The following is a 23,202-nucleotide window of genomic DNA, read 5'->3' on the forward strand; positions in this document are numbered from 1 at the left end:
AACCTCCGCAAAGTTTCTAGAAATATACGAATAAAAGTTTAACACAAATTTCACTAATGCTCTAACATTTTAAAATTTCTTATCATTATCAATATAAATATAATATTGCTCGGCATTAGAATTATGGCGTTGATTACGGTAAGCCTGTTCAACAAAAACAGGCTCTTCATGTTTATAAAGCGCCAAACAATACGGCCGCAAGATAGCGGGAATGCCACTTTTAGCAAATTCTTTTTTACTTTTAACATGCAAACCGCTTTTAAGTAGTAATTTTGCACCCGGTGGTAACGACTTGGCAATTAATTCGCATGTTTTTGCTAGTTGAAACTTCCCCAAACATTGCTGTCCCGGCAGTAATTGCCTAGTAACCAGCAGCCGGCGAGCACCAAAAACAAAGACTTGATTTGGTTTAACTAATACTGCTTTCGGCCTTGGCGGTAAATTCTGCGGCATTAGATAAAAGTAACGTTGATACTTGATTAGTCTAAATCCCGCCAAGTTTGCACCCGTCCGCACCTGCCAAGTTTGCCAAATAAAGTTCTGCCAGTAATAGATCTGCTCACTTTCAGAAAGCGAGTTAAGCGCCGACTGCTGTAATTGGTAAGCAAAACCTAAAACTTTTTGTGGTTGCGGCAACTGAGTAAGAGTGCGCGCAGCAAGATCTGTTAGCGTCGCCATTTGCTTACTAAACCGCAAAGCATTTAATCCTAAAACTGAATTTTCTTCTTTTAATAACGGTACAACATGATGTCGCAGGCGATTACGCAGAACATCATCTTCATTATTAGTTTTATCTTCAATAAATGCAATTCGCCGCGTCTGGTCATAGGTCAACAGATCTGCCTTACTAAAGCTGATCAACGGACGCAATAAAGTAACATCAGCCCAATGACTCACAGCCTGCAGACTATTCATCTCACTAGGATTGCCTGAGCGAATAAACTTAAGCAAAATATTTTCAAGCAAGTCATCACAATGATGAGCCGTCAGTAAGTAGTCACCCTGTTTTTGATGCATTACTTGCAATAAAAAGTCATAGCGAAAAGCGCGTGCTGCTGCTTCCACCCCAGCTTCAGGATGTAACTGTTTGGGCCAAACGGCATTAACAATTTCGATTTGCTTATCCTGACAATAGTCAGTAATTAACGTCGTTTCTTGTGCTGAATCTGACCGTAACCGATGATCCAAATGTGCTGCAACTAGCCGTAAATTGTACTTTACTTGAATATTATTAAGCATATCAAGCAAAGCCATCGAATCTGGACCACCACTAGTGGCTAATACTAACGTCTTATTCTGCAGCGCCAATTTTCTCTCTTTAAAAAAAGTATCAATCTGCATAGTGAGTCAATTCGTGGTGCAACTGCTTAATTTCTGCTTGTGCCAATTCAGATGTCTTCGTCAATACCGTTAAGAAATTCTCTTTCTTTGTCGACGAAAATTGATTAGTTGGATCAATTAATGTCGGATCATTAACTCGCATTTTGGATAATTCAATGCGGCCTTTAAAATGATGCACAACTACCACCCGCAGCTTTTGACCACGCTGATAATTATGCCGTTCACGTTCCCAATTATTGCCAAAATCGTTATGGTGAACTAATCCCGACCTTCTACCTGGCAATGTAACAAAAATCCCTAGATCAGTAATATTATTAATTACACCTGTTATTCGCTGTCCAACTTGATATTTCATTAATTATTATCTTTTTCTTCTGGAATATTATAAATTGTTTCGTTAGGTTTAGAATATAAAAATTTGAAGCGAACCAACTTAGCCACATAATCTGGATCCTTTAGATTATCCCGTTTAGAAGTTAAAGATTTTTTCTCTCGATTAATGTTGCTAAGCGATCTCTTAGAAGTTTGTACCTGTTCATTAATCCGATTTGTTTGTGCGTGTGTAATTACAATTTGCACACCTAAAAAGATAAAAATAATTGCAAATACAGCAATTATTCTGTTCCGCCGCACACGGTGAATCTCTTTAATTCTTTTTTCTTGTTTGCGTTGCAAACGTGCCATTCGCTCTTCTGGACTAAGCGAATTATAAATACGTGGTCCCTTCATTTTTTGTCCCCTATGCTAAAACAATACTATTTTAATTATAACAAGGACGTCAATAAAAGTCATTACTATACAAAAGTGATTAATCAATTAATTCGTATAATTCACTTGCTTCGGCCTTTTTAGTCGTTTCCCGAATCTCACAAACCTTAGCCTTAACCTGCCTTGAACCATAACCGACCTCAATTACATCGCCAATTTTGACGTCATAACTGGACTTAACAACACGGTCATTGACCTTAATTCGACCCTGATCAGCCATTTCTTTGGCAATCGGGCGTCTTTTAACTAAACGGGAAACTTTTAAAAATTTATCAATTCTCATTTTTAACCTCGATTATCTTTGAATAATAGCACTCGCTGCTGTCATGAATGTCAGCAATTCATTGGTTAACATCCGGCTATTTTCTTTTTCTGGTAATTCCAATAAAGCCACCAACCGTTTTTGCGACGATAAACTTATTTTAGCCTTTAAATTAACATGTTCCAAGGCTTTAAAAATATTTGGTCCCTCTAATTCACGACTTGCTGGCGGTGCAAACTCAACTTTAACTTTGGTACCTGTCTTAACAATCATCAAAACTTGAGCCAAGTCCGCTTCCAATTTTAAGCTAGCCATTGCCAGCAAGTTTTCTACAGAAGCCGGATAATTACCAAAGCGATCAATCAATTCATCCTCAATTTGCGTCAGTTCATCACTATTAGCGGATTTGATTTTTTTATAAAATTCAATTTTTTCTTCTTGATCACCAATATAAGTGTCTGGAATATAAGCTTCTAGCCCTAAATCAACTTCGGCATTTGTCTTTTTAACCTGTTTTTTACCCTTACGCTCCTTGACAGCATCAGCTAACATTTGCGAGTACAAATCATAGCCAACACTATCAATAAAGCCGTGTTGCTGTGCTCCTAACATATTACCAGCTCCACGGATCGACAAATCACGCATTGCAATTTTAAAACCTGAACCTAATTCAGTAAAATCACGAATTGCATCTAAGCGTTTTTCACCGATTTCTGTTAATACTTTATTAGGTTGATACAAAAAATACGCATAAGCTAGCCGCGCACTTCGACCAATCCGACCACGCAGCTGATAAAGCTGACTTAAGCCGTAATGATCTGCATTTTCAACAATCATTGTATTAACATTAGGCATGTCTATTCCTGTTTCAATGATGGTCGTAGTGACTAAAATGTCAAACTCACGATTCAAAAAGCGATAGAGAATATCTTCCATTTGATTTTGACTCATCCGGCCATGAACACTTGCAATCCGCGCCTCTGGAATCAAGTTCTGCAACTGATTAACAACATCGTCAATATCATTAATGCGATTATGCAGATAGAAGATTTGCCCACCACGCTGCATTTCACGCAAACAAGCATCCTTAATTACACTCGGAATCTGCTCCATCACATAAGTTTGAATTGGATACCGATTTGACGGCGGTGTTTCCATTACTGATAAATCACGTACACCTACCATTGACATATGCAGTGTCCGCGGAATTGGCGTTGCAGTTAAAGTCAAAACATCAATATTAGCCTTCAATTCTTTTAACTTTTCTTTATGCTTAACACCAAAACGCTGTTCTTCATCAACAATCAAGAGCCCAAGGTCTTTAAATTGAACATCTTTTGACAAAATTCGGTGTGTCCCTACAACTAAATCGATCTGACCATCTTTTAAGCCCGCAACAATTTTTTGTGCTTCAGCTGGTGTCTGAAACCGAGATAATAAAGCAAAGTTAACGGGGAAATCTTTGAAACGATCTTGAATTGTTTCATAATGCTGCTGCGCTAAAATCGTCGTTGGCACCAAAAAAGCCACCTGCTTATTATCCTGAATAGCCTTAAAAGCAGCTCGCAAAGCCACTTCCGTTTTACCAAAACCGACATCCCCAACAAGCAACCGATCCATTGGCTTAGCCTGTTCCATATCAGCCTTGATTTCTTTAATTGACCGCAATTGGTCTGGGGTTTCCACATAAGGAAATGCATCCTCAAACTGCTTTTGTAAACTATCATCAGGTGAAAACGCAAAACCTTTTTCTGATTCACGCTTAGCGTACAATTCAATTAGATCATCAGCAATATCCTCAACCTTCGACTGAACTTTGCGTTTAGTCTTTGCCCATTCACTACCACCTAACTTATTAATGTGGGGGCGCTTACCTTCTGAAGCCACATACTTTTGAACTAAACTCAACTGATCAGCTGGAACAAACAACTGATCGCCATGTTGATAAGTAATCGTAATGTAATCACGCTTAACCCCGTTATTTGTTAGAGTTTTAATTCCTTCAAAACGACCAATCCCGTGATTAACGTGGACCACGTAATCCCCGGGCTTCAGTTCAGTATAATTACGTAAACGTTGTGCATTTTCTAAAGTCTGAATGCGTCGTTTATGGTGCGTAGTCTTATTAAATAATTCATGCTCTGTCAGATAAACTAGATTACTGTTTGGCAGAGTAAACCCACTGGCAAACCCACCAACAATAATCTGTGTCTGCTTCTCAACAAGATCTTCAGTAGGGACAACTGGCACATCCAGACCAAATTCTGCCATTGTCTGACTAATTTGGCGTGCTCTTTTTTCATTATCAGCTTGCAATACCACGGTTTGCTGCTTTTTTTGATAAGACTCAATCTCTGTCTTAATCAGTGGCATTTGACTAAAAAACTGCTCTGGTTCCCGCGTTTGCCACTCAAATAGCTGCCCCAAGCGAATCCGACCTAGACTCCGTTGAAAAAGTGAAAAGTAAACGTGATGATGACTATCTTTTGACCAATTTTGCTTAAAATCAGTCCGTAATTCTTGCCCAGGAAGCATCGCCCCAGTTTTCAATTCATCATCAATAAAACCAGCATTTTGCTGATCAACTGTTTTAACCGCCTGATCAATCAATGGCCAATCATCAAGCAAAATCACCCCATCTTGTGCTAAATAATCCAGTAAGCTACTTGGATTAGCAATTAAAAAATCAACTAAAAATGCATAGTTCTTAGGCAATGTCTGCTGCTGCAAACCATCGACTATTTGACTAAAATGACTTGCAACTGCTTCTGTCGGTGCTGGTGCATCAGCCATAGCCCGCTTAATCGTATGAGCAGCACGCTCAAAATCAGTAGGCATAAATACCCGATCTTGCGCTGCAACAACCGTTACTTGCTCCAATGATTCCTGACTTCTTTGGCTTGCTAAGTCAAAGGTCTTAATTGTGTCAATTTCGTCGCCAAAAAATTCTACCCGAATTGGCTGCTCACGATCAAGTGGATAAACATCTAAAATGTCACCACGCAAAGCAAATTCACCCGGTCGGGCAACCAGATTTTCACGAAGATAACCTGCTTGAACCAACCAATTAGTAAGATCAGCTAAATTAAATTCTTTACCTGCTGCAAATTCACGTCGTGCTGCTGCAAAATCAGCTGGTTGCGACAATTGATACTGCAGACTTTGCGGGGTTGTGATTACAATCCCTTCTTTTTTTGTCAGCAAAAAATTCAATGCTTGGATACGACTACTAAGCTCATCTGGCGAGCTAACAGCTGTTTGGGTAGCTATTGTCGCGTCTACTGGAAAGTTTTGAACCATACCGTTTGGCATAATTGCACTCAGTTCACTAAATAACTTTTGCGCCTTATTTTCATTTTCTTCAATTAATAACAACGGCTGCTTTAGCTGAAATACAATTTGTCTTAACAGCAGACTAAAAGCACCGGCAGTTGCGCCCGTGATCAATGAATTTTTAAATTTAGTTGTTTTTGAAATAAAATTTGTTAAAGCTTGATCTTGTTCAAGTAAATCTGTTAAACGCATTTTAATTATATTTGTTCATTAAATATTGACTGCTTTTACCAGCAATAAAGTCAGTGATAATTTGACTACTTGTAGCAAAAGCAGTTGTCATTAACTCTTGCTGCTCACTGTTAAACGGCGACAACACCCACGAAACGACACTAGCTTCAGTAACTTTTGCAGGATGCCGAATACCGATTTTTAGACGGTTAAAGTTACTGGTCCCTAAATCACGAATGATACTCCTAATTCCGTTATGGCCGCCAGATTTGCCGTTTGCACGTACACGTATTTTCCCCAGTGGCATATCCATATCATCATGAATAATCAGAATATCTTGCGGCTCCACCTTAAAGAAGTGTGCTACTTGAGCAATCGACCGCCCTGAATCATTCATATATGTTTGTGGTTCAAGCAACAGAACATCTTCACCATTAATCTTTTGCTTGGTAAACTTACCCTCAAATTTTTCCTTTTCAAGTGTCAGGTTATTTTCTGCTAAGTAATGATCTACAGCCATAAATCCCGTATTATGCTTGGTGCCATCGTATTTTTTGCCCGGATTGCCCAGACCTGCAATAATTTTCATCATATTTCCCCTTATTTTTAATCGTATTAATAATAGCACACTCCCGCATCGACAAATTTGCTAAAAGATTAAACTTTTTCATTAACCGCCCTGCTTTTTTATTTATCAGACTGGTGCTAAACTCAGCTTAATTAATATTTTATTTTAATGTTTATTTAATCGAGAAAACAACTATGTTATACTTATTGAGATTATTTTTATATACGGAGGCAATCTATGCTTATTAAATCTTTAGTTATCAAAAAAGATTACCTAACAACAGTCAACGAACATGCTACACTTGCAGAAGCACTTAAAATACTAGAAGATTCTGGCTTTCGCTGTGTGCCAATTCTTGATGATACAGGTACCATTTTCCGTGGTAATATCTATAAGATGCACATTTACCGGCACAAATCACAGGGTAAAGATTTAAATTTACCTGTTACTTATTTGCTAAAAAATGCCACTAAAACCATTAAAGTTAACTCACCATTTTTTAAAGTTTTCTTCACGATTAAAGACTTACCTTATATTTCTGTTTTGGATGAAAGCGGAAAGTTTTATGGAATTTTAACTCACTCGCGCCTTTTAGATATGTTATCTAATGCATGGAATATCAAAACAGGTTCATATGTTTTCACAGTGTTAACCGATAACGATCGCGGAAACTTAGTTAAAATGGCCAAGGTTATTACTAAATATTCAAATATTGCCGGTGTTATGAGCCTTGATGCCTCAACTACTGATGCAAACAGTACCTTTGTGCGCCGCGTTTTATTTACTCTACCTGCCGGTATTACCGAAGATACACTTAAAACTATCGTTAAAAAGCTGAAACATAAAGGCTACGTTGTTTCCGAGGTTGAAGACCTTCAGGCTGGAATGACTATTATGAGCGATGAAAATCCTGGGGTTTATATTGATAATTCCGACCAACAAGACAATTAATTTATTACCGATTAAAAAATACTGCTAGTTTTACCACTAGCAGTATTTTTATACACTTAATTATCATAAATCCGCGGCAAACGATCATCTAAAAGACAAGCAACTTCATAATGAATTGTGTCAACATAATCAGCAGCAGCTTTAATATTATTAGGTTCGGCTAGATTATTTGAGATCAGCACCACCTTAGTGCCCACCGGCATCTTATGCGGCAAGCGAACCATTAACTGATCCATACAAATCCGGCCAACAATTGGACAGAATTCAGTTCCAACCTTAATTTTAAAGCCCTGAAACTTGCGAATAAAACCGTCAGCATAACCCACGGGTACCGTCCCAATCAATTGATCACCATCAGCAACATAAGTTGAACCATAACCTACGCCTTGACCCTGATGAATTAAATGTACCTGCACTAATTCACTTTCGAATGATAATGCTGGCTTCAACTTGATAGCAGTTGCTAAATCAGCACTTGCAGGATTAGACGATGGATTCAAACCATAAATTCCAATCCCAAAACGTACCAAATCACTATGAATTTTTTTATTAAAAACACTTGCTGCTGTGTTATCCAGATGAATCCACTTAGGATGTACTTTAAGTAAGGACTGAAAGTGGTTAAAGCGTGCAACTTGACTCTTAAAATACGTATCATTACTGCTATCAGCAGAAGCAAAATGGGTAAATAGACCTTCGACTACAAAAGTATCACTATCAAGTAGTAGGTCATTAGCTGCTATAAATTCATCATCTGTACTAAAACCTATCCGCCCCATACCAGAATCAATTGCCAAATGGATCTTTAATTGTAATCCTGTCCCTGTTAGCTGCTCTGCCGCTTTTTTAAGCCACTCTACGTCAGGAACAGTTAAGGAAACGCCATTAACTGCTGCTAGTGCCGCATACTTGGCCGGTGTTACGCCTAAAACCAAGATTGGTTGAACAATGCCAGCACGACGCAGTTCAAGAGCCTCATCCAAAATTGCCACGCAAAAGCCAGCGGCACCAGCACTTACAGCAGTTTTGGCGACCTGAACAGCCCCATGACCATATGCATTTGCCTTAACAACTGCAAATAATTTTTGCCCTGGCTCTAAATGCTTTATTTCTTGCTCAATATTTTGTTTGACTGCACCTAAATCAACTCGAACTGCAGCCGGTCGATGAATTCCTGGAATCATGTTATTTCTCCAACACAACTAATGTAATAATTTCATGATTATCATGGGTAATACTTGGAAAGATTTTACCATTAAACTTGGTTGATGTAGTTACAGGATGCCCAACGTTATCCCACAGTGTTTCCACATCCTGAAGGCCGACTTCTTTGCCTAGCCCCGTGCCCATTGCTTTAGAAAAGGCTTCTTTGATTGAAAAGCGACCACCAAGATATTCAACTTGCCTCTTACCTTGCAGTTGCTGATACTGTGTAAATTCCTTCGCAGTTAATACTTTTTTGGCAAAATTATCACCTTTCGCAACAATCTTGGCTACCCGTTCAACCTCAACAGCATCAATTCCTACACCAAAAATCATTCTTTGTACCCCTTATTCAAAAATTATAATACAAAAAATGAGTTGTCCAACAGAACAACTCATTTTTAAATAAATCATTAATCTTTTTTATTCTTAATTACAAAGTTATGACCGCTGCGGTGTGAGTGGCCGCCGCGATTACGATCACCATGACCGCGGTAACCACCACGATTGCCGCCACGACCATGACCACCGCGATAACTGCCACCACCGTGGCCATAGTGTCCACGACCACGACCGTTGCTGCGACGTCCACCACCCTTGTAAGGTAATGGCTTTTCTGAACTAATATTAACTTCAACACTTGAAGAATCTTTTGAGAGGTTCTTCAAAAAGGCAGAAACTAAGTCCAAGGCTGAATAATTTTCCAATAATTCATTTGCGTCTTGAGTATATTTAGTTAAATCTTCCTTCATCAAATCTTCAATCTTTGACTTAGCAATCTTCAATTGACCGCGTAAAGCCTGATCATCTGATGGTGGACGAAGTGGTTCCATCTTCTTCTTGGTTAATTGTTCAATTGTCCTCATGTAGCCAATTTCGTTTGGCGTAACAAAAGTAACTGACACACCATTTTGACCGGCGCGACCAGTACGGCCAATACGGTGAACGTATGAGTCTGGATCTTGGGGAATATCATAGTTATAAACGTGCGTAACACCTGAAATATCAAGTCCACGAGCAGCAACATCAGTTGCTACCAAAATATCTAACTTACCAGCACGGAAGCGCTTCAAAACACTCATTCGCCGTGCTTGTGATAAGTCGCCATGGATCCCAGCAGCATTGTAACCCCGTGCTTGCAAACCCCGATTAACTTCATCAACACGGCGCTTAGTTCGAACGAAGATTACGGCTAAATCTGGACTTTCAACATCAATCAACCGACACATAATGTCAAATTTTTCTGAGTCTTTTGAACGGACAAAATATTGGTCAATCAAGTCAGCTGTTAATTCTTTAGCCTTAATACGAACAATCTCTGGATTGTTCATGAACTTTTCGCTAATGCGTAAAATTGGCTTCGGCATGGTCGCACTAAACAGCAAAGTTTGCTTGCGATTTTTAACGTAGCTCAAGATACTCTCAATATCTTGAATAAAGCCCATATCAAGCATTTCATCAGCTTCATCAAGGACAATGGTTTTAACATCTTCTAAGTTGATTGTCTTACGCTTTAAGTGATCGAGCAAACGACCTGGTGTTCCAACCAAAATTGCTGGTACTTGCTTTTTGATTGAACGAATTTGCCGACCGATATCAGCCCCGCCATAAACGACTTGCACACGTGCCTTTTCATCACGACCTAAACGGAAAAGTTCTTCTTGCGTTTGAATAGCAAGTTCACGTGTTGGTTCAATAATTAACGCTTGAATAGCTTTATGTTGCTTTTCTAAATTTTGTAAAATCGGCAATGCAAAAGCAGCTGTCTTACCAGTACCAGTTTGCGCTTGTCCGATTACATCTTTACCTGCTAAGGCAAGTGGAATTGTTTGTTCCTGGATTGGTGTTGCTTCCTCAAATCCTGAACGCTTAATCGCTTTTAGAAGCTCATCATTTAATCCTAATTCCGAAAATTTCACTAAATTCTCCTTATCTAAGCCGCTCTACTACTTTTTCAAGGTGCATCCCGTGGGAGCCCTTTAAGACGACAATGTCGTGCGGCTTAATATCATTCTTCAATGCTGCAATCATTTGCGGCATCTGATCTTCTTTATAATAATGTAAATTCTCTGGCGCATATTTGCTCTTTAAAGCAGCAGCTAAGTTGTTCATTTCAGCACCAAATAAATACACTTCGTTAATTACCTGGGGATCAAGACTATCAGCCAAACCCGCATGTAAAGCAGCAGACCGCTTGCCCAATTCAAGCATGTCACCTAAAACTGCAATGCGGCGGCTACCCTCAGGCACCTGAATTTGCCCAAAGCTAGTCAATACTGCCCGCACAGCAGTTGGATTTGAATTATAGACATCGCTCATGATGTCTTCGCCAACATCGCCTTTTTCCCATTCCATTCTGTTGGCAGTCGGAGTAAAGTTAGCCAAAGCAGCAGCAATTTCCTCATCACTTTCGCCAAAATGCTGCCCCACACACAGAGCTGACATCGCATTAGAAACATTATGCTTACCAATCATGGGAATTGAAAATTGCTTGTCTGAACTATTAATTGTGAAAGTCGCATGGTGCTTATAACTTCTAAAGCCTGTCGCATAAACTGTATCATCTTTTGCAAAACCAAAGGTAACTTTTGCTTGCTTAATTTTGGCACTGCGCTCACGTAAAAGCGGTTCATCACCGTTGTAAATAAGCTCCCCGTCCTCACGCAAAAAGTCAGTAATTTCCATTTTTGCATCAGCAATACCTTCACGCGAACCTAAAAATTCAATGTGAGCTTCACCAATCATCGTAATTACAGTTACATCAGGATGCGTTAATTCACTTAAATGATGCAATTGCCCTGCATGATCCATGCCCATTTCCAAAACCAAGATTTCAGTGTTCGGCTTCATTTCCAAGATCGTCATTGGCACACCAATTTCATTATTAAAATTAGCATCTGTCTTGTGTACGTTAAATCTCTTAGCCAAAACCGCAGCAGTCATATCCTTAGTGGTTGTTTTTCCATTAGAACCAGTAATCCCAACAACAGTTGGGTTAACCTTCCTAAGGTAATATTGAGCTAGTTTTTGCATACTTAAAAGTGGATCATCAACTTCCAAGACAGCAATCGCAGTCGGCTTATTAGCATGACCCTTTTGCCATAATGTTGCACAAGCACCATTGGCAATTGCACTATCCACGAAATCGTGTCCGTCGCGCTCCCCAGCCAGTGGGACAAATAATCCGCCAGCTGTAATTTTCCTTGAGTCAAAGGCAACCGAAGTAATAATCGTTTGCTCGTCGCCCTCACAAGTTGAATTGATTGCTTTGGCAATTTCTGCCAGTTGCATTTTCATCTATTTTTGCTCCTAAAAAAGAAAGTCCATACAGCAATTATTACACTTAATCTCTTTTTGGTATAACAATTTAGCTTCACATAAAAAAACAGCCCCAATGGGACTGCTTCCACCAGATCAAAGGTATTACTTCTTGTTCATACCATACTTCTTGTTGAACTTTTCGATCCGACCATCTGCTTGAGCAAACTTTTGCTTGCCTGTGTAGAATGGGTGAGAATCTGAAGTGATTTCAACGCGAATTAATGGATAAGTTTTACCTTCGTATTCTACTGTTTCCGTTGGCTTCAAAGTTGAACCTGCAACGAACTTAGCACCTGTAGCTGAGTCCATGAAGACAACTTCTTGGTAATCTGGATGAATGCCTTGTTTCATATTTATTACTCCTTTTGCCATGACCTTATTTCAAGCCATAGATTAATCGATTAACGTTAATTACCTTAACATTTTTTAGAGTAAAATTCAAGTCTTAATCTTTTTTGCGTTTAGGTTAGTTTAAAACAATATCACTTGGCTTAACTTCACTGCCAAAGTATGGTTTTAATTCTTGATTATAATCATTCACAAAGAACTTTTGACTATTTAACTTGGTAATTTCCTTATTAGTCCAAGTTAATAAGGATTTATTGCCCTTCTTAACGGCTGGAGAAATAAATTGATTAGGCCCAATGTTTTTAATACCAACAGTATAGCTTGGGTTCTTCTTAACCCAAGCATAAAGGTATGAATTATCATCAGCTAAGGCTGCTGCCCGCTTGTTCTTAATTGCATTAAATTGCTGGGTCTTAGAGTCAAACTTCAATAAATTAATGCCGCTCTTCTTAGTAAAGTAGTTTTCAGCGGTAGTTCCCTTAGTAACAATTAAACTCTTGCCATTCAACTCACTAGCCTTAGTAATTGGTGCATTCTTAGGTGAAATTACCCCAACAGAAACCTTCATGTAAGGTTTGGCATAATCAACAACCTGTTTACGTTCCGGTGTAACCGTGAAATTAGCCAAAACTAGATCAGCTTTATTAGAATTTAAGGTGTCTACACGATTGTTAGCATTGACTTGGATGAATCTAATCTTCACGCCCATGTCTTTGGCCATTTGGCGAGCCAGCCGCACATCATAACCAACGCGCTTACCACTAGCATTAACCCAACCATATGGTGGTAAATCGCCAAAAACTGCCACACGCAATACACCGCGCTTCTTAATGGCAGTTACACTGCTATCATTATTACTTGCCGAATGATTACTTGATGATTTAATTCCAAAGAAAGCTGCAATTGCAATAATTACAACAACTATTACACCAATAATTGTATTTCTTGTTCTATTCTTCTTCATTGTTTCTCCTTAAAAATCCATACTTGTTAAAAATTCTTGCGCCCGGTCAGTTTGTGGTTTGGTAAAAAACTGCTCCCCCGGCGTATTTTCAATAATCTTACCGTCTTCTAAAAACAAGACTTGATCTGCAATTTGAGCTGCAAAGTTCATTTCATGCGTTACAATAATCATGGTCATGTGGTCCTTTTTGGCCAAAGTTGTCATGATTTGTAAAATACCACGCACCATTTCTGGATCAAGTGAAGCTGTAACTTCATCAAAGAGCATCACTTCTGGGTGCATTGCCAAAGCCCGGACAATTGCAATCCGCTGCTTTTGTCCCCCGGACAATTCACGCGGATAAGCATCAACATACTTAACTAAGCCAACACGATCTAGCAACTTCAGTGCCTCATCCTTAACTTCTGCTGCTGGGCGCTTTTGCACCTTGGTTGGCGCCAATAAAATATTTTCCATTACTGTTAAATTAGGGAACAGGTCATAACTCTGAAAGACCATCCCGATTTTTTGCCGTAAATCTTGCCAATTCTGATCAGTTGGGGTGATTTTTTGCTCCTTAAAATAAAGCGCACCTTTATTGAATTGCTCAAGTCCATTAAGACATCTGAGCAAGGTGCTTTTACCTGATCCTGATGGCCCAAGCAAGGTCAAAACCTCACCTTCTTCTAGCTTAAAGTTGATGTCATGCAATACTTGGCGATCACCGTAAAACTTGTTTAAATGTTCAACTCGTAAAATTTCTTTTGTCATTTAATTCACCTACTTTTTTGCAGCCAAACGCTTGGCCCAAGCTGATAATGGATAATCAATTACAAAATATAAAATGAAGATCAAGCCATAAATCCAAAAGACAGCATTAGGATACTGCTGATTATTAGCCTCAATAATCTGCTGACCAACGGCAATCACGTCAATGATACTAATTGTCATCAATAACGAGGTCGTCTTGATGACCCGCGTTGCCAAATTAATCGTTGCCGGCAATTCCAGTTTGACTGCCTGCGGCAACAAGACATAGCGGAATAATTGCAGGCGGCTTAAGCCTAATGCCAAACCTGATTCCTTCTGCGATAATGGCACCGATTCAATTGCCCCGCGCACAATATCACTAAATTCCGCGGCGACCCATAAGGCAAATGCCAAAACAGCCATCCAACTAGCGGACCAATTGATATGGAGCTGCCGCGGCAGGATATAGTAGACTAGATATAGTAAGACTATTGTTGGCATAATCCGGAAGAATTCAAGGTAGAGTCGTAAAACAAAGCGGACAATTTTATTAGGTAGTGTCCTTAAAACACCAAAAATAGTTCCTAAGATTAAACCCAGTACTAAGCTAACTGCTGCAATCCAGACCGAAGTCCACAAGCCTTGCAAGATCCGAGCAAAATTGTCCCCAGCTAAGAAAACATTAATTGCCGAATGTGCCATAACGAACTCTCCTTTCCAAATAATTTAGGAACAAGATAATCGGAATCAAGATAATTGCATAAGCGATAACTAGTACCAACAAGTATTCGTTAGAACGGTAATACATTCCGATTAAATCTAGTGCTGTATTAGTCAGTTCTGGAATTGCAATTACCGAGAAGATCGACGTTTCCTTAATTAAAAAGATAATGTTGGCAGTCAAAGCCGGCATACTGAGTGCAAATCCTTGCGGGAAAACAACATAGCGGGCTAACTGCAACTTACTCATTCCTAGTGCCTTACCATTATCAACTTGACTGGTACTGACTCCAGTAAACCCACCGGTAAAGCCTTCTGCCATATAAGCCCCACCTAAAAAAATCAGACCGATAATGCCACATGTTTCTGCTGACATTTTCAAACCTAAAACGGGAAACGCATAATATAAGAAAAATAATTGAATTAACAGCGGCGTGTTACGTGCTAATTCGACATAAGTTGTAAAAATTTGACATAGCACCGGCACCTTAAAGTATTGCACTAAACTACTAATAATCCCGACAATAATTGAGCCCACAATCCCGACTAGTGATAGCCAAAGAGTCAACCCAAAGGCTTTGCCAAAAACCGGTAAACTCTGAGAGATAATCTGCCAGCTCATTTCTTTCCCCCTCACTTCCTAACAAAAAAGGACCTGTCAATTACGCAAATTAACAGGTCCTCATTAAAAAACTGCGAATACATTTAAATTCGCAGCTTTCCAACTATTAACGATTATTAAAGCGAAATTAACTGCAAAAACAGACTGTGACCATTAATTTTAGTTGAACATTCAGTGAGACAGTTTTGTAATTTTTGCATGATGTTAATTCCTTTCTTACTTATTATCTGTAAGTATCTTATATGCTAAACTTTTACTTACTTTTTGTCAATTGTTTAGTTTTACTTAATCGTATATCCTTGTGCCAGAACAAAAAAAGCCACAGCTCTCTAAGAGTTATGGCTTTAATTTTAACAAATATAAATTTAATTAGTTAAATTGGAAGGCAGTCGTAATCGGCACCACCCGTGAAGAGTCGACTGAGCCCAAGGACATGAAGACCACAATCTGGGCACTTGATCAACCGATTTTAGATGCGCTTGGCTGGGAACTCCCAGCCAAGAAATAGACCAAGGCTAACTAATAAACTCGTGATAGATCTAAATTAATTTCGTATTTTTTATTTCAATCTACTTTCTACTATATAAGAGTTACTTAACCTGGTCGATTTCCTTCTTGTACGGAATTGATGGTTGGGCACCATAACGCTGCACCGTTAATGATGACGCCTTGTTAGCAAACTTAATTGCCTCATGCAGATTAGAAAAGTCTGGCTTTAACAAACTCGACATCGCACCGATGAAGGTATCACCGGCAGCGGTCGTATCAACGGCCTTAACCTTAAAGGCAGGCACTAACTCGCTTTGACCATTAAAGTCATAAAAGGCACCCTTGGAACCAATCGTAATAATTACCGCGGCTACGCCAAGATCATGTAATTTGGCAGCAGCTTGCTTGGCACTAGCTTCATCAACAACGTGCACCCCAGTAATTGTTTCAGCTTCAGTTTCATTTGGTGCAATCATATCAGTCAATTGGAGCAACTCATTCGGTATTTCAGTCATTGCAGGGGCTGGATTCAAAATAGTTTTAATTCCACGCGCACGAGCAATCTCAAAGCCCTTAATGGTTGCCGCAATTGGTGTTTCAAATTGGGCAATTACAAAATCACTGTTTGTAATCAATGCACTCTTTTGCATAATTTCATCAGCACCAAAAGCATAATTAGCACCAGCATAAATCGTAATTGAGTTCTGTCCTTCATCATCAACCGAAATAAAAGCTTGACCTGTTGATTCATTCTTAATTGTCGCAATTCCTGAAACATCAATGCCTTCTTCTTTAAGAAGGTCCAGCATTTCTGTTCCTGGTGCATCATCACCAACAGCCCCAATAAAGCGGGTCGTGCAACCAGACCGCGCTGCCGCAACCGCCTGATTAGCACCCTTACCGCCAGCAGCAGAATAGTGTTCTTTTGCATGGATTGTTTCCCCTGGCTTAACCATTCGCGCAACTCGCAAGTTGGTATCAAGGTTAATACTGCCGATAACTGTAACCTTATTCATCTTTCTCTCCTCTACAAACTGCCAAAGTCTTTTGGCTAATTAGCCTCCACCAAAATAATAGCATACTTGTAATTGCTTTCAAATGTACTAAATAAATTTGTAACCATATTCATGAACCACAATCTTAGTTTTTTGCATTAATTTAACCTATAATGTTGAAGTTATTTTAAATTTAGTAGGGATTTGATTATGAAAAGACAACTCACATTATTCGCAGCATTAGCTACCGTCATGGGAACCATGATTGGTGGCGGTGCCTTTTTCAAAATTGCTAGCGTTTCGGCAGTAACCCACAATGCATGGCTGAGTATTATTGTTTGGCCGCTAGCTGGTTTTATTACCCTAATGGCGGGTCTAAGTGTCGCTGAACTCGCCGCTATTTTCCCAGAAGACGGTGGACCGGTCAAATACTTACAAGAAATCTACGGACCGAAAATCGCCTTTCTCTTTGGTTGGTCACTAATTATCATTTATTATCCTGCTAATATCGCAGCACTCGCAATTGTCTTCGCAACACAATTAAAGCAAATTCCCAGTTTTAGCAATTTTTCTACTACTGGTGTGGCACTTGCCCTTATGGCAGTTGTCTTGCTGGTTAATTGGCTGGGCTCCAAACTAAGTAGTGAAGTTCAAAAGCTAGCGTTAATTATCAAGTTACTGCCAATTGCCGCAATCATTATCTTTGCCATTTTTAGCAGCAGCCATAACCAATTAACTGGTACATCACTGCCTTACCTTAACTCCGCTAGCAGCACCGCCTTTGGTCAAGCTCTGCTGGCTGTCCTTTTTGCCTACGACGGCTGGCTCAGTATTGGTAATTTAGCTGGAGAAATTAAGAATCCAGCAAAGACTTTATCCCGGGCGATTACTTGGGGCGTGTTTGGTGTCACCATCATTTATACCTTACTCAATTGGAGCTACCTCAGAATTACTCCGTGGTCTAAAATCGTGGGCAACCAAGGAGCAGCACTCCTAACTGCCCAACGATTATTTGGCAATTTAGGTGGATTAATTATCAGTATCGGCATTTTAGTATCCGTCTTTGGTTCAATTAACGGTCACCTCATGGTTGGTTCCAGAATGCCTTACATCTTGGGCAAACAAAATAAATTGCCAGCAGCGAACTTTTTTGCTAAATTAAATCGTAAAACCATTGTTCCGACTAACAGCATGCTATTTGAATGTGCAATTGCGGCCATTATGATTTTTTCCGGCACTTTTGACAGCCTAACCGACATGCTAGTTTATGTTTCGTGGATTTTTTCAATTCTATTATTTATTGGTGTCTTTATTCTGCGCCAAAAGCAGCCAGGATTAATGAGACCATACAAGATTCCCCTATTCCCGTGGCCGCCAATCCTTGCCATTATCGGCGCCTTGTTTATTGTGATTAACACAACGCTAACTCAGCCTGTTTTGGCAGTTATTGGGATTTTGTTAACTTTAACTGGTTGGCCAGTGTATCTGTGGGTAGAGAAAAGCACACTTAAAAAGTAGTATATTTTAATAAAAATAAACGAGCAAAAAAGAGGATCATAATAATGATGCTAAATACAACAAAAGTGATTCTCTTTTGTTGATCAACCTAATTTACTTATATATGCTAAAAAAGCGCACACAACAACGTGAACACTTCATAAAAACCTTTAATACTAAAATATAATTATTGTTATGCAAAACATCGTACAACAAATAAAACTCAAAAAAATTCTTCATCGGCGGTTGCCCACATAACTACTTTTCCGGATCTCCTCGTAGCGGGCCTTCTGGCTTTTAATTAAATTTGTTTAAGCCTTCCTTCGCCAGTTAACTTAAGAAAAATATTACTTAAACTCAAGTCACATAAATTATATAAATAAGATATTAAAAATATAATATCATAAAAATAAAATCTATATATTTTTATATTTTTTCTAACTCAACTCTTTGCCTTAATAAACCAAATTAATTAATAAGATTTTTCTGTTTCAATTCTTCATATACATTGCGACCATCATCAGTTGTATAAAATTTTGTATAAAATTTAACACCATACAAGCGTACATCTCGAGTTTCACCAATAATTTCTATATTTTCTGGTTTTATACTCTCAAGAAGATCTTGCTTCCAAGCATCTCGTTCTAACAATTGATCTCCCTTAGGTTCCATATATACTTGATACATTACATTGCCATCGTCTAATACAAGAATGAAGTCAGGCATATATCCTTCATAATGCTTTATATCTCTATCTTCAAATTCATGTAATGACCATTTAGCAATGGTCTCTTCATTTCTAATGAAATAAACATTTTTATGTTTTTGCTTTAATTCATCTATCCAACTTCCAACTCTATTAATAAGCGATAATTCGAGTTTATCTGCTATAGCATGATCGTACGGAAACCATTCTCTTTTAAGCATGTTCTTAGGTTTTATGATTTCAGATACTACCTTATTTGAATAATTAGGTATTGCTTTATTGTAATCCTTTACAACATCTTTAACAGCTATTGGAACAAATTTATTAGTGCCTCGCTCTTTCTGATAATTTCTAGCGATATTTCTTTGGATAATTTGCAAAGCCTTATCAAGAACATGTAATTTATCTATTTGCGTTAAATCTTTATCGTATTCATCTGGTACCTTAGCCTGTACTCTTAAGTTACCTAACCAATTACTTGAAGTCATAAATTCTCTAATTGATTTTATCATTGGTAAATATTTTTTCATTACCGAAAAGCGATAAAACTTATTTCTAGACATTGCTCGTTTTATCAACCTATAGTCTTTAAAATTCGAAAAATCAGCAACTAGATCATATCTAATGTTTGACTCACTAACCCCACTATAAAATTTATCATGCAAATTACTTTCTGTAGTTGATAAATTATAGTCTATATCTAGAGTTGATTTCTTAATACCGTAATCACCAATGGTTTTATAATCACTATCTGGCACTTTTTTAACTTGATTGTAGTATAAATTGCCTTGTTGATAAAAATCCGTTCTTACAAATGACTTTTTAACTTTCGCCGAATAAATATTGTAATCACTGTCCTTATTAACAATCAAATCCATCTTGTCAAACGATTTATTAAGGTTATCTATATACTTAGAATTATTGATCGTATGGTAATACAAAGTTTCTAAAAGTTGTCGTTCAAAAGAATCACTATCAAATCTTCTAGTATATGATTTTTTATTCTGATAAATAAATGGGTAGTATCTTGCTCCTCGTCCAACTAACTGCGCTTCTGCATTAGTGGAATTCATCGTCAAAGATTCTTTTGCTTCAGACACTCTAACAATGTCATATAAATTTAAAACATCCCAACCCTCGGTTAATTTAGCAACTGCAAAAATTATTCTAAATGGGTTATTAATATCTTCTAGACTATTAAGGTTTTTAAAATCTCTTTCATCTGAAAGAAGACCTTTTTGTCCACCTTCATTGACATTAATTGTAGTTTGTAAATTAAAATCTTGTTGAAATTCTGCTACAGCTTTAGTTAAATCCTGTGTTAACCAATAATTATACGTATTCCTCAGTGCTACACTACTAGAATTAAGTTTCTTATTTTCGTCAATAAAGTTTTTTAAATATTCAGACGATAACTCCTCCATCATATTTAAGAAATCTCTTTCCACTTGCTTGGAAGTACTTATTCGATTCGATTTCACAAGCATAACTGGTTTAAAATCAGCTATGCCTAATTTGATTGCAATCCTTTTGCGATATTCGTTTAACAAAACCGCATTAAGTAACTTAGAATTGTTTTCAGTATTAGCTTGCAGCCTAAAAACTTTTTTAGAATAGCCTTCTTCCATAAACTGGTCTAGGTCATATTTAAAAATAATCTTATTTTTATATTTTTCATAAACTTCTGGTTTATCAATATCAATAGTTGCTGTGAATTCCAACTGTATATTAGCTTTATTAGAATTTCTAATTTTATCTAATACAGATTCCCAAGAACGTTCAATTTTTGCTTCTTTGCTAGTATTTTTAGTATTCACATTAAAATGATGCGCTTCATCAGCAAGGATAACTATTTTAAAATTAGCTAAATTTTCATAAGTTAAGCCATTTTCTTCAGGATCATTTAATTCATTAGATAAAGTTTGAATAGTAGTAAGCTTTAAATAAATAGTATTGCTTTCTTGTTCTACAGGAAAAGATTCGACATCCTTAATATCTACATGTTCGCCATCAATAATTATAGGTGAAGAAAATAAATACTTAGAAGAAGCTGAATTTAAAAAATTATCTCTAGTTTTATTTACAACCGCAGTAGTATTAGACACAAAAATAAAATTTTGAAAACCATGTTCATGAAATAGATATAAAATAGCCGCTGCCATTACGTCTGTTTTACCAGAACCAGTAGCCATATTAAACATTAATTGATTATAAGGATCATTGGTATTTTCCTGTGCCTGTGACCAGTATAAATGCAGTAATGCATTCCTTTGATAACCACGTAAATCATGTTTAAGATTATCTTGCAGATAACCAAAGTCTGGTAAGTCAAACATTAATCCATTAATTGAGTTTTTAGCTTTTTCAAGTAAGGGAAGTGCCTTAACTTTTTTATCTTTTTTTGAAGCCATTATTCTTCACCACTTTCATTTGAAGAATAAAAACTCTTATTAAATTGATAATCTGAATCGCTAATTAAGTCCCTAACATCAGAATCATCAATATTAGCATAATTATAGTAAAGCTGATTTTTGTCTAAAATATGTAGTAATTCTTTTTTCACATCTTCCAAAGAAATAAAATTATGAATCTCTTGTTCGAATTTATCTAAATCAACGCGAAAATCAAAATCAGTGGTTTCCTTCATTCTCTTAAATACATTTAAAGCTTCTTCAATTGTCTTAGAAGCTTTAACATCTCTAACGTAACCACCATTCTTTTCCATTAATTCAGCATAAACAAATGATCCTCCACCTTGCCAATTAACATCCTTAGAAATACCACTTTGTTTACCATTTATTGCATCAATGAGCCTATTTTTTTCAATATCCGTTTGCTTGACTATTTGCTCTATTCCTATAAATCGGCGTTTCATTTTTAATGCTGCCGTCATAGTTGTGCCAGAACCACCAAAAAAGTCTAAGACTATATCTCCTTTTTCAGTAGTCATATTCAAAATTCTCTTCAATAATTTTTCTGGTTTTTGTCCTGAATTCCCAAATTCAAGCTCAATTTCAGACGACTCTATATTAGCTTTCTTATATGCCTGTGGATTTGCATATATTTGTTTTATATCTGACCAAACAGTTGTTAATGGTACACCATTTGATTCATCTAGATATTGCTTATGCCAAATTGGTTTACCATCTTTATCCTTACCTCTCTGTCTTCTCTGATACTTTCTGCCATCAGCATCTTCAAACTTGAACCAATCTTTAATATACTTAGCAGAATATGGTGTATATAATTTAAATTGCTTTCTCTCAGAATATTTTTTTGCATAATGTAGAATATAATCGTGTATATTTACAGGTTTTGCACCGGCTGCACGACCTCCTGAAGCTGAACCATAGGCCCAAACTATTTCCTCAACAAAGTTTTTTTAAAAAAAAACACTATCAGCCAATACTTTCAAAGAATGATCTTCATTTATATCTATATGTATAAATAAATTTCCATCTTCTCTCAATAATTTCCTTGCTATTTCAATTCTATTTTTCATAAATGCAAGCCAACTTGATTCGTTGAAATGATCATTATACTTAAATGAGTCATTTCCCGTATTAAACGGAGGGTCAATGTAAATAGTATTTATCTTTCCTGCATATTTTTCTTCTAAGCTATATAAAGCTATTAAATTATTCCCCTTAATAATCAAATTATCTTGATTATCAAAATGAAAAACTTTATGTTCACCATTTTGATCATACTTTTTAGTATTTACAAATATTTTGGGCTCTTTAAGTTCATCAATTTCAGACTTAGCCAAAATTTCATTTAAAAATGGCTCGTTTGCATTTCCACTATCAACATCTTCCTTGGTCATACCTGCTTTAAGTACAGTATCCTTATATGGAAAATCCAAAACAACATCAGATGAATCTGCAATATATCTATCACCAACGGCTAAGCCAATCTTTGTGTCAAACTTCGTAAAACTATCTGCCCAATATTCCTTATACTTCAGCATATCTACAAATTTATTAATTTCAAAAATTTCTACGCCTGCAATTTTAGAAGTATATGTTTTATGCAACAACTCATCGCTTAGTAAAGCGGTCATTAAATCTTTATCATACTTATCCAGATCTTCAATAACATTATTCCGTTTTAAAGCACCATCAGCAGTAAAATACTTATTACCAAATTGTTCTAATACTTTTCTGATATGATCCTTTGCTTTTGATTCAACAGCCATTGCCTTCACCTTTTCT

19 protein-coding genes and 1 pseudogene are annotated in these 23,202 nt (G+C 37.3%); 2 read left to right on the forward strand and 18 right to left on the reverse strand.

From position 1 onward, the window contains the following. Positions 1-69 precede the first annotated feature (69 nt). The 6 genes from tilS to pth all read right to left on the reverse strand — a co-directional run bounded on the left by tilS (position 70) and on the right by pth (position 6,464). Positions 70-1,308: a tRNA lysidine(34) synthetase TilS gene (gene tilS, locus OZY43_RS06560; protein WP_277164249.1), complete on the reverse strand. Its 1,239-nt coding sequence runs from the start codon at positions 1,306-1,308 to the stop codon at positions 70-72. A gap of 22 nt (positions 1,309-1,330) precedes the next feature. Continuing rightward, the gene (locus OZY43_RS06565; protein ID WP_277164250.1) at positions 1,331-1,696 is read right to left on the reverse strand and encodes a S1 RNA-binding domain-containing protein; all 366 of its coding nucleotides are present in this window, start codon (positions 1,694-1,696) and stop codon (positions 1,331-1,333) included. Further along, complete coding sequence (locus OZY43_RS06570) at positions 1,696-2,070, reverse strand: septum formation initiator family protein (RefSeq protein WP_277164251.1); 375 nt, start codon at positions 2,068-2,070, stop codon at positions 1,696-1,698. The genes OZY43_RS06565 and OZY43_RS06570 overlap by 1 nt, the downstream gene beginning before the upstream one ends. Before the next feature lie 79 nt (positions 2,071-2,149). Continuing rightward, complete coding sequence (locus OZY43_RS06575) at positions 2,150-2,392, reverse strand: RNA-binding S4 domain-containing protein (RefSeq protein ID WP_277164252.1); 243 nt, start codon at positions 2,390-2,392, stop codon at positions 2,150-2,152. Between the two features lie 12 nt (positions 2,393-2,404). Further along, positions 2,405-5,896 carry a transcription-repair coupling factor gene (mfd, locus tag OZY43_RS06580; protein ID WP_277164253.1) on the reverse strand — a complete coding sequence of 1,164 codons (3,492 nt, stop codon included), beginning with the start codon at positions 5,894-5,896 and terminating at the stop codon, positions 2,405-2,407. Position 5,897: 1 nt separating this feature from the next. Beyond that, the gene (pth, locus tag OZY43_RS06585; protein WP_277166381.1) at positions 5,898-6,464 is read right to left on the reverse strand and encodes an aminoacyl-tRNA hydrolase; all 567 of its coding nucleotides are present in this window, start codon (positions 6,462-6,464) and stop codon (positions 5,898-5,900) included. A 216-nt stretch (positions 6,465-6,680) separates the two neighbouring features. Here pth and cbpA point away from each other — a divergent pair, with 216 nt between their 5' ends. Next, positions 6,681-7,394 (forward strand): cyclic di-AMP binding protein CbpA, encoded by a 714-nt coding sequence (gene cbpA, locus OZY43_RS06590; RefSeq protein WP_277164254.1) that lies wholly within the window; start codon positions 6,681-6,683, stop codon positions 7,392-7,394. 56 nt (positions 7,395-7,450) lie between these two features. On the opposite strand, the gene alr is transcribed toward cbpA, so the two are convergent. From alr to rbsK, 10 genes are all read right to left on the reverse strand, one after another. Beyond that, the gene (gene alr / locus OZY43_RS06595) at positions 7,451-8,578 is read right to left on the reverse strand and encodes an alanine racemase (protein WP_277164255.1); all 1,128 of its coding nucleotides are present in this window, start codon (positions 8,576-8,578) and stop codon (positions 7,451-7,453) included. Between the two features lies 1 nt (position 8,579). Beyond that, positions 8,580-8,933, reverse strand: coding sequence for a holo-ACP synthase (gene acpS, locus OZY43_RS06600; protein WP_277164256.1), 354 nt, complete (start codon positions 8,931-8,933; stop codon positions 8,580-8,582). Between the two features lie 77 nt (positions 8,934-9,010). Then, positions 9,011-10,516 (reverse strand): DEAD/DEAH box helicase, encoded by a 1,506-nt coding sequence (locus OZY43_RS06605; protein ID WP_277164257.1) that lies wholly within the window; start codon positions 10,514-10,516, stop codon positions 9,011-9,013. Positions 10,517-10,526: 10 nt separating this feature from the next. Continuing rightward, a complete protein-coding gene (gene murF, locus OZY43_RS06610) occupies positions 10,527-11,894 on the reverse strand; it encodes a UDP-N-acetylmuramoyl-tripeptide--D-alanyl-D-alanine ligase (RefSeq protein WP_277164258.1) in 1,368 nt (455 codons plus the stop codon). Between the two features lie 126 nt (positions 11,895-12,020). After that, the gene (locus OZY43_RS06615) at positions 12,021-12,269 is read right to left on the reverse strand and encodes a type B 50S ribosomal protein L31 (protein ID WP_277152563.1); all 249 of its coding nucleotides are present in this window, start codon (positions 12,267-12,269) and stop codon (positions 12,021-12,023) included. A 115-nt stretch (positions 12,270-12,384) separates the two neighbouring features. Then, positions 12,385-13,230, reverse strand: a complete 846-nt coding sequence (locus OZY43_RS06620; RefSeq protein ID WP_277164260.1) for a transporter substrate-binding domain-containing protein — start codon at positions 13,228-13,230, stop codon at positions 12,385-12,387. Positions 13,231-13,239: 9 nt separating this feature from the next. Continuing rightward, complete coding sequence (locus OZY43_RS06625; RefSeq protein ID WP_277164263.1) at positions 13,240-13,980, reverse strand: amino acid ABC transporter ATP-binding protein; 741 nt, start codon at positions 13,978-13,980, stop codon at positions 13,240-13,242. 9 nt (positions 13,981-13,989) lie between these two features. Continuing rightward, a complete protein-coding gene (locus OZY43_RS06630) occupies positions 13,990-14,661 on the reverse strand; it encodes an amino acid ABC transporter permease (RefSeq protein WP_277164265.1) in 672 nt (223 codons plus the stop codon). Beyond that, entirely contained in the window at positions 14,642-15,301 is a 660-nt protein-coding gene (locus tag OZY43_RS06635; RefSeq protein ID WP_277164268.1) for an amino acid ABC transporter permease, read from the reverse strand. The genes OZY43_RS06630 and OZY43_RS06635 overlap by 20 nt, the downstream gene beginning before the upstream one ends. A gap of 590 nt (positions 15,302-15,891) precedes the next feature. Then, positions 15,892-16,806 carry a ribokinase gene (rbsK, locus tag OZY43_RS06640; RefSeq protein WP_277164270.1) on the reverse strand — a complete coding sequence of 305 codons (915 nt, stop codon included), beginning with the start codon at positions 16,804-16,806 and terminating at the stop codon, positions 15,892-15,894. Between the two features lie 189 nt (positions 16,807-16,995). On the opposite strand from rbsK, the gene OZY43_RS06645 reads away from it, so the two are divergent. After that, entirely contained in the window at positions 16,996-18,303 is a 1,308-nt protein-coding gene (locus OZY43_RS06645) for an amino acid permease (RefSeq protein ID WP_277164272.1), read from the forward strand. Positions 18,304-18,750: 447 nt separating this feature from the next. Here OZY43_RS06645 and OZY43_RS06650 read toward each other — a convergent pair whose 3' ends face one another. Together OZY43_RS06650 and OZY43_RS06655 are read right to left on the reverse strand one after the other, a co-directional pair. After that, positions 18,751-21,399 carry a DEAD/DEAH box helicase family protein gene (locus OZY43_RS06650; RefSeq protein WP_277164274.1) on the reverse strand — a complete coding sequence of 883 codons (2,649 nt, stop codon included), beginning with the start codon at positions 21,397-21,399 and terminating at the stop codon, positions 18,751-18,753. After that, a pseudogene (locus tag OZY43_RS06655) lies at positions 21,399-23,186 on the reverse strand (site-specific DNA-methyltransferase). Before OZY43_RS06655 ends, OZY43_RS06650 begins: the two are co-directional and overlap by 1 nt. Positions 23,187-23,202: the final 16 nt, after the last annotated feature.

The organism is Lactobacillus sp. ESL0785 (genome assembly GCF_029395455.1).
GTDB lineage: Bacteria > Bacillota > Bacilli > Lactobacillales > Lactobacillaceae > Lactobacillus.